The organism is Methyloversatilis universalis EHg5 (genome assembly GCF_000378945.1).
In the GTDB taxonomy this organism is placed as follows: domain Bacteria; phylum Pseudomonadota; class Gammaproteobacteria; order Burkholderiales; family Rhodocyclaceae; genus Methyloversatilis; species Methyloversatilis universalis_A.
The window spans coordinates 4054752-4067428 of record NZ_KB900539.1 but is presented as its reverse complement, the minus strand read 5'-3'; the positions used below and the strand labels follow the sequence as shown (position 1 = coordinate 4067428).

Sequence of the window (12677 nt, the reverse complement as noted above, 5' to 3'; positions counted from 1 at the left end):
CACTGTACGGCACAGGACACCCGACGCTTCGTGGACATCCTCATCCAGCAGATCATCAACGGGCTGGTGCTCGGCAGCATCTATGCGCTGGTCGCCCTTGGCTACACGATGGTCTACGGCATCCTCGGCCTGATCAATTTCGCGCACGGCGAAGTGGTCATGATCGGCGCGCTGAGCGCGCTCACTGCCATCGGCCTGCTGGTGCCGAGCGGCCTGCCCGGTCCGGTCGTCGTGCTGGCCGGCCTGCTGATCGCGATTCCGGTGTGCATGGCGGTGGGCTTCACGATAGAGCGCATCGCCTACCGGCCGCTGCGCAACGCGCCACGTCTGGCGCCGCTGATCACCGCCATCGGCGTGTCCATCGTGCTGCAGCAGCTGGCCATGATGGGCTGGGGCCGCAACTACCACACCTTCCCGGCCCTGCTGTCCGTGACCGCGCACAAGGTCGGCGGCGCGGCCATCACCGACCTGCAGATCATCATCGTGCTCACCGCGGCGCTGCTGATGGCGGCGCTGGTGTGGCTGGTCACCCGTACCCGGCTCGGCCGCGCGATGCGGGCGAGCGCCGAAAATCCGGCGGTGGCCCGGCTGATGGGCGTGGATGTGGACCGCGTCATTTCCTTCACCTTCGTGCTCGGCTCCGGCCTGGCGGCGGTGGCCGGCGTCATGGTGGCCGCCAACTACTCGATCGCGCACTACGCGATGGGCTTCATGCTGGGGCTCAAGGCCTTCACCGCGGCCGTGCTGGGCGGCATCGGCAATCTCGGCGGCGCCATGCTGGGCGGACTGCTGCTGGGCATCATCGAAAGCCTGGCCGCCGGCTATATCGGCGACCTGACCGGCGGCTTCCTCGGCAGCCACTACAAGGACGTGTTCGCCTTCTTCGTGCTCATCCTGGTGCTGGTGTTCCGTCCGTCCGGGCTGATGGGCGAAAAGGTGGCGGAGCGGGCATGAGCGCCGATCCGAAACTGAAGGCCCGGCTGGGCATCGCGCTGATCGGCGTGGCGCTGGCGGTGCTGCCCTTCGCGGTCGGCGCCACCTTCGGCAATTCCTGGGTGCGCATCGTCGATTTCGCGCTGCTCTACGTCATGCTGGCGCTCGGGCTCAACATCGTGGTCGGCTTCGCCGGCCTGCTCGACCTCGGCTACATCGCCTTCTACGCGGTCGGCGCCTATCTGTACGCGCTGCTGTCCAGCCCGCATCTGGCGACCGCCTTCCCGGCGCTGTTCGCGGTCGCACCCGGCTGGCCGGTGTGGGCGGTGCTGCCGCTGGGCGCGCTGGTGGCCGGCCTGTTCGGTGTCATGCTCGGTGCGCCGACGCTCAAGCTGCGCGGTGACTATCTGGCCATCGTGACGCTGGGCTTCGGCGAAATCATCCGCATCTTCCTGAACAACCTGAATGCGCCGGCCAACATCACCAACGGGCCGCAGGGCATCAACAACATCGCCGCCGCCCAGATCGGCGGCCACGCGCTGAACCGGCCGCTGGAGCTGTTCGGTGTCATGGTGCCGGGCGTGCATCTGCAGTACTACTTCTTCCTCGCGCTCACGCTGCTCGTGGTGTTTGTCTGCGTGCGGCTGCAGGATTCGCGGCTCGGCCGCGCCTGGGTCGCCATCCGCGAAGATGAGGTGGCCGCCCGCGCCTGCGGCATCAATACGCGCAACGTGAAGCTGCTGGCTTTCGGTCTGGGCGCCACCTTCGGCGGCGTGGCCGGCGGCCTGTTCGCCGGCTTCCAGGGCTTCGTCAGCCCGGAGTCCTTCGGCCTGCTGGAATCGGTCATGGTGCTGTGCATGGTGGTGCTGGGCGGCATGGGCCACATCCCGGGTGTCATTCTCGGCGCGGTGCTGCTGGCGCTGCTGCCGGAGGCGCTGCGCTGGGGTGCGGTGCCGGTGCAGCAGTCGCTGTTCGGCAAGGTGCTGATCGACCCGGAATCGCTGCGCCTGCTGCTGTTCGGCATCGCGCTGGTGGTGGTGATGCGCTGGCGCCCGGCCGGCCTGTGGCCGTCTGCGCTGCGCAAGCGCGAACTGGCGGCGCACGGAGAGGCGGCATGAGCGCGCCGCTGCTGGAAGCCCGCGGCATCAGCAAGCGCTTCGGGGGCGTGCAGGCGCTGCGCGACGTGTCGCTGTCCATACGCGCCGGTGAGGTGTACGGGTTGATCGGCCCGAATGGCGCCGGCAAGACCAGCTTCTTCAATGTGCTCACCGGCCTGTACAGCGCCGATCAGGGCGAGGTGCGCTTCGACGGCCAGTCGCTGCCGCTGGGCGTGCCGCACCGCATCGCCGGTCTGGGCATCGCCCGCACCTTTCAGAACATCCGGCTGTTCGGCGCCATGAGCGCGCTGGAGAACGTGATGGTGGGCCGCCACATCCGGCTGCACACCGGCGTGCTGGGCGCCATCCTGCGCACGCCGGCTGCGCGCCGCGAAGAGGCCGACACCGAGGCGCGCGCGCATGCGCTGCTGCGCTATGTCGGCATCGACCGGCTGGCCAATCAGCAGGCCACGCATCTGAGCTACGGCGACCAGCGCCGGCTGGAGATCGCCCGTGCGCTGGCCACCGAACCACGTCTGCTGGCGCTGGACGAACCGGCCGCCGGCATGAATGCGACCGAAACCGCCGGCCTGCGCGCGCTGATCGAAAAGCTGCGCGGCGATGGCATGACCGTGCTGCTGATCGAACACGACGTGAAACTGGTGATGGGCCTGTGCGACCGCGTTGCGGTGCTCGATTACGGCGAGAAGATCGCCGAGGACGTGCCTGACGTCGTCCGCCGCGACCCGCGTGTGATCGCCGCCTATCTGGGCAGGGAGGCGGCCGATGCTTGAGGTGCGCGGACTGGAGGTGCACTACGGCGGCATCTGCGCGGTGCGCGGCGTCGATCTGGACGTCGCCGCCGGCGAGAAGGTGGCGCTGATCGGTGCCAACGGCGCCGGCAAGACCAGCACGCTGAAAGCCATCGCCCGCATGCTGCCGGCGCGCGGCAGCGTAAAGCTGGAGGGCGAGGCGATCGAGCACGCGCCGCCGCACACGCTGGTGCGCAAGGGTTTCGCGCTGGTGCCGGAAGGCCGCGGCGTGTTCGCCCGGCTGTCGGTGCTGGAAAACCTTGAAATGGGCGCCTATGTTCGTGACGACAAGGCGGCGATCGAGGCCGACATCGAACGCGTGTTCGGCCTGCTGCCGCGGCTGAAGGAGCGCGCCGGCCAGACCGCCGGCACGCTGTCCGGCGGCGAACAGCAGATGGTGGCCATCGGCCGCGCGCTGATGAGCCGGCCGCGCCTGCTGCTGCTGGACGAGCCGTCGATGGGGCTGTCGCCCATCATGGTCGACACCGTGTTCGACGTGATCCGCCAGGTGGTGCAGGAGGGGGTGACGCTGCTGCTGGTCGAACAGAACGCGCGGCTCGCGCTGTCGCTGTGCGACCGCGGCTGTGTGATGGACGGCGGTGAAATCACGCTCACTGCGCCGGCCGCCGAACTGCTGGACAACCCGGCGGTGCGCGCCGCCTATCTCGGAGAATGAAACCGTGATCCGCACCCTTGCCGCCTTTGCCACACTCACCGTACTGAGCGGCCTGCTTGCCGCCTGCAGCAGCCAGCAGATGTACGACAGCGCCACCGGCTGGCGGCAGCAGGAATGCGACCGCATCACTGACGCCGCCGAGCGCAGCCGCTGCCTGGAAACCGCGAATCTCGAGTACGAGCGCTACCGGCGCGAGCGCGAAAAGGCTGGCGACGCGCGCTGAGGCCGGCGACGCGCGTTGAGGCCGGCGACGCGCGTTGAGGCCCGCTGAAGCCGCCTGGCGTCGGCAGGCGTGGATGACGTCAGCGCGCTCTTGCACAGCAGCAACCGCCCGCACGAATCCGTTGTTGCCATTGTCATTTTCCGGATAATCCGCGGACGTCATTCGTGGAGCACCGGTCATGCGCATCCTGCTGTGCTGCCTCTGCCTGCTGCTGTCCGCGCTCGCAGGCGCCGACCCGCTGCCGCCGATGCTGGCGCTGCGTGCGCCCGCCGATGTCGATCCGGCGGCCTACTGGGTCAGCGAAAAACTGGATGGCGTACGCGCGCGCTGGGACGGCGAGGCGCTGCGGCTGCGCAATGGCGAGCGCATCGCCGCGCCGGCGTGGTTCACCGCGCCGCTGCCGGCGCAGCCGCTCGACGGCGAACTGTGGCTGGCCCGCGGGCGCTTCGACGCGCTGTCGGGTCTGGTGCGGCGGCAGCAGCCGGACGAGGCGGACTGGCGGCAGGTGCGCTACATGCTGTTCGAACTGCCGGGTGCCGACGGCGATTTCAGCGCGCGGCTCGAGCACCTGAAAGCCATCGAAAGCCGTGCCGGCGTGGACTGGATACGGGCAGTGCCCCAGCGTCGGGTGGCCGACCGCGATCAGCTCGAAGCGCTGTTCCGTGAGGTGGTCGGGCAGGGCGGCGAGGGCCTGATGCTGCACCGGGCCGACGCACACTGGGCGTCCGGACGCAGCGAGGCCCTGCTGAAGATGACGCCGTTCGAGGACGCCGAGGCGACGGTGCTGGCCCATCTGCCGGGCCGTGGCCGTCTGCGCGGAAAGCTGGGTGCGCTGGCCGTGGTCGACGCCGAAGGCCGCCGCTTTCACCTGGGCAGCGGCTTCTCCGATGCCCAGCGTGCAGCACCGCCGCCGATCGGTGCGGTGGTCACCTACCGCTTCCGCGAACGCACGCCGCGCGGCCTGCCGCGCTTTCCGGTGTTCGTGCGCGAGCGCCTGCTGCCGTGAAAACGGCAACGGGCGCCGCAGCGCCCGTCGTCTTCATGCCGGCAGCCCGGCGTCAGTGCAGGTTCTCTTCCGCCCGCTGGTCCTTGCGGTAGGTTTCATACACCAGCACCGGAATGCCCAGCGGCTTCAGGTGCTGTTCGATCAGCGGCTTCACGTCTGCCCAGTTCAGGCCGCCGACGCCGGTGGCCAGTCGCGGCAGCGCGACGCTGGTTGCGCCGGTCGTCTGCAGATGCCGCGCCAGCGCTTTCAGCGCGTGATGCACGTTTTCCACCGTGGCCTTGCCCGGCTTCGCGGCCGGACCGTCGCCCACCATGTTCTGGGTCAGCAGGTTCACGATGTTGCGCGTGCTGCCGTCGTTGTCGACGCCGGCCCACGACCACACCTCGCCGGCGTTCAGATGCTTGCCGTGCACGGCATGGCGGTAGTCGCGCGCCATCGAGGGCCAGCGCTCGCGCAAGGCCAGCGCGAGGCCGTGATCGAAATGTTCCTGCACGGCGATGCCGTGCGCGATGACGTGAGCCTTGCTCAGCAGGATGTCGCCGGTGACTTCGCGGATCATTCGGTTCTCCTTGTGTCTGCGGAGCCGCGGCACCGTGCCGCGGTCTTCGAGTTCAAGGTACGCCGGCGGGGGCAGGCGCCATTGACCGGGGTCAAACCGCCCTCAGTACGCGCTAGTAAGCCTTCAGTCCGTCCGCGCGCTGACCTGGGCGTGGGTTGCCTGCGCCAGATCCTGCCGCGTCCGCCCGTGTGAGGGCAGCGCCGGCAGCAGTTCGACCCGGGCCACGGTGCGCGGTGCGCGCGCCAGCATGCATACCGACTGCCAGAAGGTGGTGTCGTCGATGTAGGCGGCGGCGTCCGCGTGTTCGCCGCGGTGGTCGACATAGCGCAGGCGCACCGGCTTGACCGCGCGGCCGGCGTCGATCGCCGCCTGGAACAGCGCGGCGCGGAAGGGCAGCACGCCGCGTCCGTCGCTGGTGGTGCCTTCCGGAAACACCATCACGCTGCGCCCGCAGCTGAGCGAACCGACCAGGCGGTCGCGCACTTCGGCGGCCGAACTGCGGCTGCTGCGACGGATGAACACGGTCTGGTTGCGCGCCACCAGCCAGCCGATCACCGGCCAGCTGCGCACGTCGTCCTTGCACACGAAGGACAGTGGTGAAATCGCGTTGATGACGAACACATCCACCCACGAAATGTGATTGCTCACCAGCAGCTGGCCGGGCCGCGGCAGCGGGCCGCGCGCCTGCAGCTCGACGCCGAGCACCGCCAGCAGCTGGCGCGACCAGCCCGCGCGCATCTTGCGCTGGGTGCGCTCGCTCACCAGCGGGTAGAACAGGCCGACCCGGGTGCAGCCGTCCGCCAGATGCAGCGCGAGCCGGCCTATGCGCCACGCCATGCGCAGGCGGGCACGCAGACCCTGGCTGTGGTGAGTGGCCGCGGCGGCGCGGCCGGATGAGGCGGAATGGGGCAGAGGCAAGGGCAGATCGAGTTCGTCAAACAGGCTGATGACCGACATCTTACTGTCCTCCCCGGTTCCGCTGCGTCAGGCGGCACGCGGCATGAAGTGGCGGGCGTAGCGCGCGTCCATGCGGGTCATGTCCAGCAGCACCGGCAGGTCGGCGGTGTTGAAGTCCGGGTCCCAGGCCGGCTCGCCGCACACCTGCGCACCGGCGCGCACATAGCCCTTCACCAGCGGCGGCATGACTGCGCTGGCGGCGGGCACCAGTCGTTCCAGCGGCAGGCGCAGCTTCGGGAATACGCGGTATTCCGGCGGCGCCATGTGTTCGCCCAGGCTGGCGAACACGGCTGCCGCGTTGTGACCACCGTCGGCTAGGCCGATGCTGGCGCAGCCGATCAGGTACTGGTGGCCGTTGTCCTGCATGTAGCAGGCGAGGCCGGACCACAGCAGCCCGATCACCGCGGCGTTGCTGCGGTAGTCGGCGTCGATGCAGGAGCGGCCTACCTCGACCATGCGCGGGCGCAGGTGGTCGAGCCGGCCGAGATCGAACTCGGTTTCCGAGTAGTAGCCACCGGTACGGCGCGCGGCCTCCGGCGGCAGGATGCGGTAGCAGCCGACGATGCGGCCACTGTCGTCGTCGCGCACGATGAGGTGGTCGCAGTGCGCGTCGAAGCGGTCGATGTCAGCGCCCTGCACCGGGCTGTCCAGCCGTGCGCCCAGTTCATCGGCAAACACCCGCCAGCGCAGCTGCTGCGCGGCCAGTACTTCGGATTCGCACTTCGCCAGCGTCACGCTGAGGTTGCGTTCTGCGCGCCGACCGCGCGCCTGTTCGATCTGCAGCATCCCGTCTCTCCAGGAAGGATTCCGCCGCACGATAGGGAGCGCGTGTTCAGGTGATATGACGTCGCGGCGACAGCGTCGTTACAGCGACCCTCGCCACGCCGCCCCAAACAGCGGTATAAGCATTCCGCTCGATCGAGCCCCACACAACCCACGAGGATGTTCTGATGAACCACCGTACCGGCGCGCTTGCTGCCGCCCTGATGATGACTGTGGCCACCTCGGCGCTGGCCGAAACCAAGGCGCCGGCTGCCGCTGCGCCGCTGGCCAAGGTGAATGGCGTGGCCGTGCCGAAGGCGCTGGCTGATCTGCTGGTGAGCGAGCAGGTGGCCCAGGGTGCGAAGGACGACGACGAACTGCGTGCCCGCGTGCGTGACCATCTGGTGCGCCGCGAGGTGCTGCTGCAGACCGCGCGCAAGGCCGGTACCGACAAGCTGCCGGCAGTGCAGCAGCGCATCGCCTACGCCACCAGCGAAATGCTGGCCAATGCCTATCTCGAGCGCTGGGTGGAACAGAACCCGGTGACCGAGGCGGCTGCCCGTGCCGAGTATGAAAAGGTGGTCGGCCAGAACGCGCCGAACGAGTACCTGTCGCGCCACATCCTGGTCGAGAGCGAAGAACAGGCGCGCGACATCATCGCCAAGCTGAAGGCCGGTACCGCCTTCGCCGAACTGGCGGTGCAGTCGAACGATCCGGGCAGCAAGGAACGCGGCGGCGAGCTGGGCTGGTCGCGTCCGGGCAGCTTCGTGCCGGAATTCGACGCCGCGCTGCAGAAGCTGGAGAAGGGCGCATTCACCCAAGAGCCGGTCAAGACCGCCTACGGCTTCCACGTGATCCAGCTGGACGACATCCGCCGCGCCGAACCGCCGAAGTTCGAGGAGGTGAAGGACCGCATCATCGAATCGATGCAGCAGAGCAAGGTGCAGCAGCACATCGAATCGCTGGTGACCAAGGCCAAGGTGCAGTAAGCACCGCCTGCGTCCGGCGACTTGATCGCCGGGCGCAGCTCAGGCCGGGCCGACGAAGCGCAGCGCCAGCAGCGTCACGTCGTCCGACTGCGGCTGGTTGCCGCAGAACAGCCGCATCGCGTCGCGCAGCGTTTCGATCGCGGTGGCGGCGCCACCACCCACGCCGGACAGCGTGGCCAGCATGCGGGTTTCGCCGAACAGTGCGCCCTGCGCGTTCAGCGCTTCGGTCACGCCGTCGGTGTACAGCAGCAGCAGATCGCCGCGCTCCAGCCGGGCCTCGGCCAGGCTGTAGTCCACGGTCGGATCGATGCCGGCGATCGGGTTCTGCGGCACCTTGAGCAGCGTCGGCGTCTGGCTGCGCCGCACCAGCACCGGCCGCGGATGGCCGGCATTGGCGTAACGCAGCAGGCCGTCGCGGGTATCCAGCAGGCCGATGAACAGGCTGGCGAACAGCATGCGTTCGTTGTTCAGCGCGAGCTTGCGGTTGATGCGCTCCATCACCCGCTCCATATGCCCCTTCTGCCCCTGCTTGCGCGCCGCTTCGGCGCGCAGTGTGGTGACCGTGCGCATCATCAGCAGTGCCGCCGGCATGCCTTTGCCGCACACGTCGCCGATGGCGACGAACAGCCGGTGTTCGTCGATGAAGAAGGCGTCGAAGAAGTCGCCACCGATTTCCCGCGCCTGCTGGATGCTCGCTTCGCACTCGATTTCCGGGTGTTCGGCAAACATCGGCGAACGCATCGGCAGCATGCCCGACTGGATTTCGCGTGCGGTGCGCAGTTCGGACTGCAGCCGCTCCAGCACCATGGAACTGCGTACCTGCTCGACCACCTGGTGATTGGCCTGGCGCATGCGGGCTGCCATCAGCCGCATCAGGTTGCGCGCGACCTGGGGCAGCGGCAGCAGCTCGGAAAAGAAGCTGTGGGCGTCGATCAGCAGCAGCCGGGTGCCGGCTTCGGCCACCACCCAGGCGGACGCCGGTTCGCCATCGACGATGGACAGCTCACCGGCGCATTCGCCGGTGCCGATCACGGTGTGACCGGTGCTTCCGGCTTCGGCCGGATCTTCCAGATACACCCGCAGCCGGCCGTTCAGCACCAGTGCCACATGATCGTTCTGCATGCCCGGCGCCAGCACCAGGTATTCGTCCGGATAGTCACGCTGGGCGCAGTGCGCGACCAGGCCTTCGATCAGCGCGTACGGCACGTCGCGGAACAGCTCCAGCCGGGAAATGAAGCCCAGCGCCCGTCGCTCCGCACCGCTGCGCGCGTCAGCATTCACCGTGCTGCCGTCGGCACGCCGGAGCGGGAATGTCGCCGGCGTGCGCCGCCGCCGGTCGATGCCGCGCCTGACCGGAGCACGTGTGCCGGCCGGGCTGCTGCGACCCGGTCGGGCCCAGGCCAGCGTGAGCTGATTGCGGCCGCTGGCCCGCTCATAGCTCACCTGTTCGGCGAACTGGCGCACCAGATGCACGCCCAGACCGCCCACGCTGGCTTCTTCCAGCGTGGCCGGCGTGACCGGCTCGGGCAGCGCCAGCGGATCGAATTCGCGGCCGTCGTCGGCCACCACCAGCTTGACCGACTGCGGTTCCAGGATGAGGTCCAGCGCGATCGTGTGCGGTGCCTCGTCGTCGAAGGCGTAGCTGACGATGTTGGCGACCAGTTCCGACACGCAGAGGTCGAGCCGGAACACCAGCTCGCTGCCCAGATCGAAGGCGTCGCCCAGCGTGCGCAGCCAGGCGCTGGCGGCGGAAATGGCACCGCTGTCGTTGATCAGCCGCAGGCTGCGCCGGGCGTGCGCGCTATGCACGACAGACTCCATGCGACGCGGCGCGCGCGTTCAGTCCTGCAATGACCGGCGCGCCGCTTCCAGGTCGTCGCACAGCGTGAGCAGCTGGTCCACGCCGGCGGTTTTCAGCACGCGCTGGATCATGGGCTGGGCACCGAACATGACCAGCTTGCCACCGCGCGCCGCCTGGCCGCGCGCCGCGCCGAGCAGCGTGCGGATGCCGATCGACGCGAGAAAACTCACCGCCGACAGGTCGACCGCGATCCGTGCCGGATGCGTGCTGGTGGCGTAGGTGAAGGGCTGATCCAGCGCTTCCGCGCCTTCGATGTCGAGTCGGCCATCCAGCCGGATCAGGGTGATGCCGCCGTCCAGCGGCTGGCTGTCCATCTTCATGTCGGTGCTCCCGGAGTGGCCGCAGACCGTCAGCGCGGACCGTGGCAAGCTCTGCAGCTTGTTTCATTTGCATGTCAGGGGTGTGACGGCGTCAGTCTTCCAGCCGCTGTTCGCCCCAGCGCGGCAGCAGCGCATGCGGCACCCGCAGCTGGTCGAGAATGCGGGCGACCACGAAATCCACCAGATCGGCGATGGACTGCGGCTGCTGGTAGAAGCCGGGCGAGGGCGGCAGGATGACCGCGCCGTTGCGCGACAGGCTGAGCATGTTTTCGAGGTGCAGCGTGGAAAAAGGCGTTTCGCGCGGCACCAGGATGAGAGGGCGGCGTTCCTTCATCACCACGTCGGCCGCACGCTCGATCAGGCTGGACGCGAGGCCGTGCGCGATCGCTGCCAGCGTGCCCATCGAGCACGGGCACACCACCATGGCGTCCGGCGGGTTGGAGCCGGAGGCCGGCGGGCTGTTCCAGTCGTCGCGGCCGAATACCCGGATCTGGCCTGTGGCCGCCGAAAAGCGCGCCGACAGTTCGCGCTCTGCCTGCTGCGGGCTGGCCGGCAGCAGCAGATCGGCCTCCTGGCGGGCGACGATCTGTGCCACCTGCGAATAGACGATCCACACGTTGCAACCGGCCGCCACCAGCGTTTCGATCAGGCGCAGGCCGTAGGGGATGCCGGAGGCGCCGGTCAGCGCGACCAGCACGGTGTGCGGGGTAGGGTGGGCGGTGCTCATGCCACATTGTCCCGCAACAGCCGTGCCGCGACCACGCCATTGACGATGCCGAACACCAGCGCGGCGGCGAAGAACACCGGCGCCAGATTGAACAGCCCGTCGTGTGGCACCAGCCACAGCCGGGCCAGCAGCAGCTGGCCGGCGATATGGGCGAAGGCCGCGGCCACCGAGCGGCCGACCGGCCCCAGCCAGCGCGCAGGCAGCGGCTGCAGCGCACCGAGCGCGCACAGGCTGGCCAGCGCGCCGCTGGCCGACAGGAAGAAGCCGGGTGCCAGGAACTGGCCGGCCAGCAGGCTGCCGGCCAGCACGCGCAGCACGCTGACCCAGGCGGCGTCGCGCCAGCCGTGCCGCACCAGCACGATAAGGATGACGATGTTGGCCAGCCCGGGCTTCACGCCGGGCAGCGGGCTCGGAATGGCCGCTTCGACCAGCGAGGCCGCAATCGCCGCTGCTGCGTAGCGCGCCAGCCGGCGGTCGCGCGGGTCGGGGCGCACCTCAAGGGCGTCCATCAGAAGGCCACCGTATCGGCGCCACCGTCGGGTCCGGTCAGTTGCAGCGTGATGTGACTGGGTGCGCACACCGCGACGCTGCCGCCGCGGCTGAGCCAGCCCTGCTGTACGCAGTACTGTCGCGGACCGGGGTCGGCCGCCACCCGTGCGCGCCCGGGCTGGACTTCGATCACGGTGTCGCCCTGTCTGCCCAATGCGCCGGCGATCGCGACACGATGGCTGCCGTTCAACGGCAGTTCGGCAACGATGCGGCCGTCCAGCCTGACCTGGGCGATCGTGGGAGCGGTCTGCCCCCACCGGGCGGCGGCGGTGGCGGCGGTCAGTGCGATGCCGGCCACGATGACCAGCAGGTCGCCGGGCCGCAGCAGCGCGCTGCCGGTGTTCACTTGCCGCTGGCGGCGAGCGAGCGGTGGCGCAGCAGCACGCGGGCAGCGCTGCGGAAGTGTTCGGCCAGCCACTGCGCCATGTAGACCGAACGGTGCTGGCCGCCGGTGCAGCCAATGGCCACGGTCAGGTAGCTGCGGCTGTCCTTGACGTAGCAGGGCAGCCAGTCGCGTACGAAGCGGGCGATGTCGTCGCGCATGCGCAGCACTTCCGGATGGCGCTCCAGATAGTCGATCACCGGCTGGTCGCAACCGGTCTGCGGGCGCAGGCTGGTGTCGTAATACGGATTGGGCAGGCAGCGCACGTCGAACACCAGGTCCGCGTCCAGCGGAATGCCGTGCTTGAAGCCGAAGGATTCGAACATCAGCGTGAGACCAGACGTTTCGTCGATCTGCACCAGTTCGCGCACCCACTTGCGCAGCACCGCTGACGGCAGGTCGCTGGTGTCGATGCGATGACCGAGCGCGACGATGGGCGCCAGCATTTCACGTTCGTGGCGGATCGCCTCGGCCAGCGAAGTTTCGTCGTCGCCCAGCGGGTGGCGGCGGCGGGTTTCCGAAAAGCGGGCGATCAGTGCGTCGTCGCGTGCGTCAAGAAACAGCGTCTGCAGCTGGGTGCCGTTGCGCAGCACGCCCATCATCGGCGGCAGCGCGCTCATGCTCTTGCCCGAACGTACGTCCACCGCAACCGCGACCCGGCTGGTACCGGCGTCGCGCAGATGGCCCACCAGCTGCGGCAGCAGCGGCGCCGGCAGGTTGTCCACGCAGAAGAAACCGGCATCTTCCAGCACATTGAGCGCCACGCTCTTGCCGGATCCGGACATGCCGCTGATCAGTACCAGGCGCATCGCGCCGCGTCGGGT

Annotated in this window: 16 protein-coding genes; 7 read left to right on the top strand and 9 right to left on the bottom strand. The window is 69.0% G+C overall.

Annotated elements, in window-relative coordinates:
• Window positions 1-30 precede the first annotated feature (30 nt).
• From METUNV2_RS0118605 to METUNV2_RS0118580, 6 genes are all read left to right on the top strand, one after another.
• Complete coding sequence (locus tag METUNV2_RS0118605) at window positions 31-954, top strand: branched-chain amino acid ABC transporter permease (protein ID WP_018230987.1); 924 nt, start codon at window positions 31-33, stop codon at window positions 952-954.
• The gene (locus METUNV2_RS0118600) at window positions 951-2051 is read left to right on the top strand and encodes an ABC transporter permease subunit (RefSeq protein ID WP_018230986.1); all 1101 of its coding nucleotides are present in this window, start codon (window positions 951-953) and stop codon (window positions 2049-2051) included. The genes METUNV2_RS0118605 and METUNV2_RS0118600 overlap by 4 nt, the downstream gene beginning before the upstream one ends.
• A complete protein-coding gene (locus tag METUNV2_RS0118595; protein WP_018230985.1) occupies window positions 2048-2824 on the top strand; it encodes an ABC transporter ATP-binding protein in 777 nt (258 codons plus the stop codon). The genes METUNV2_RS0118600 and METUNV2_RS0118595 overlap by 4 nt, the downstream gene beginning before the upstream one ends.
• Complete coding sequence (locus tag METUNV2_RS0118590) at window positions 2817-3518, top strand: ABC transporter ATP-binding protein (RefSeq protein ID WP_018230984.1); 702 nt, start codon at window positions 2817-2819, stop codon at window positions 3516-3518. Before METUNV2_RS0118595 ends, METUNV2_RS0118590 begins: the two co-directional genes overlap by 8 nt.
• A 4-nt stretch (window positions 3519-3522) precedes the next feature.
• Window positions 3523-3741 carry a hypothetical protein gene (locus METUNV2_RS0118585; protein WP_018230983.1) on the top strand — a complete coding sequence of 73 codons (219 nt, stop codon included), beginning with the start codon at window positions 3523-3525 and terminating at the stop codon, window positions 3739-3741.
• 178 nt (window positions 3742-3919) lie between these two features.
• On the top strand, window positions 3920-4747 hold the full coding sequence (locus METUNV2_RS0118580; RefSeq protein ID WP_018230982.1) for a DNA ligase: 828 nt from the start codon (window positions 3920-3922) through the stop codon (window positions 4745-4747).
• Between the two features lie 52 nt (window positions 4748-4799).
• Here METUNV2_RS0118580 and METUNV2_RS0118575 read toward each other — a convergent pair whose 3' ends face one another.
• The 3 genes from METUNV2_RS0118575 to METUNV2_RS0118565 form a co-directional block, all read right to left on the bottom strand.
• A complete protein-coding gene (locus METUNV2_RS0118575) occupies window positions 4800-5306 on the bottom strand; it encodes a macro domain-containing protein (protein ID WP_018230981.1) in 507 nt (168 codons plus the stop codon).
• A 123-nt stretch (window positions 5307-5429) separates the two neighbouring features.
• Entirely contained in the window at window positions 5430-6263 is an 834-nt protein-coding gene (locus METUNV2_RS0118570) for a lysophospholipid acyltransferase family protein (protein WP_018230980.1), read from the bottom strand.
• 27 nt (window positions 6264-6290) lie between these two features.
• On the bottom strand, window positions 6291-7049 hold the full coding sequence (locus tag METUNV2_RS0118565; RefSeq protein ID WP_018230979.1) for a GNAT family N-acetyltransferase: 759 nt from the start codon (window positions 7047-7049) through the stop codon (window positions 6291-6293).
• Between the two features lie 164 nt (window positions 7050-7213).
• Between METUNV2_RS0118565 and METUNV2_RS0118560 the strand changes: the two genes are divergently transcribed.
• Window positions 7214-8014: a peptidylprolyl isomerase gene (locus METUNV2_RS0118560; protein WP_018230978.1), complete on the top strand. Its 801-nt coding sequence runs from the start codon at window positions 7214-7216 to the stop codon at window positions 8012-8014.
• A gap of 39 nt (window positions 8015-8053) precedes the next feature.
• Here the strand turns inward: METUNV2_RS0118560 and METUNV2_RS0118555 are convergent, their stop codons facing one another.
• The 6 genes from METUNV2_RS0118555 to rapZ form a co-directional block, all read right to left on the bottom strand.
• On the bottom strand, window positions 8054-9823 hold the full coding sequence (locus METUNV2_RS0118555) for a SpoIIE family protein phosphatase (protein ID WP_157281446.1): 1770 nt from the start codon (window positions 9821-9823) through the stop codon (window positions 8054-8056).
• 30 nt (window positions 9824-9853) lie between these two features.
• Complete coding sequence (locus METUNV2_RS0118550; RefSeq protein ID WP_018230976.1) at window positions 9854-10195, bottom strand: STAS domain-containing protein; 342 nt, start codon at window positions 10193-10195, stop codon at window positions 9854-9856.
• Window positions 10196-10286: 91 nt separating this feature from the next.
• Window positions 10287-10922, bottom strand: a complete 636-nt coding sequence (locus METUNV2_RS0118545) for a flavin prenyltransferase UbiX (RefSeq protein WP_018230975.1) — start codon at window positions 10920-10922, stop codon at window positions 10287-10289.
• Window positions 10919-11431 carry a Gx transporter family protein gene (locus METUNV2_RS0118540; protein WP_018230974.1) on the bottom strand — a complete coding sequence of 171 codons (513 nt, stop codon included), beginning with the start codon at window positions 11429-11431 and terminating at the stop codon, window positions 10919-10921. The genes METUNV2_RS0118545 and METUNV2_RS0118540 overlap by 4 nt, the downstream gene beginning before the upstream one ends.
• Window positions 11431-11817: a NusG domain II-containing protein gene (locus METUNV2_RS0118535; protein ID WP_018230973.1), complete on the bottom strand. Its 387-nt coding sequence runs from the start codon at window positions 11815-11817 to the stop codon at window positions 11431-11433. The genes METUNV2_RS0118540 and METUNV2_RS0118535 overlap by 1 nt, the downstream gene beginning before the upstream one ends.
• A complete protein-coding gene (gene rapZ, locus METUNV2_RS0118530; protein ID WP_018230972.1) occupies window positions 11814-12662 on the bottom strand; it encodes an RNase adapter RapZ in 849 nt (282 codons plus the stop codon). Before rapZ ends, METUNV2_RS0118535 begins: the two co-directional genes overlap by 4 nt.
• Window positions 12663-12677: the final 15 nt, after the last annotated feature.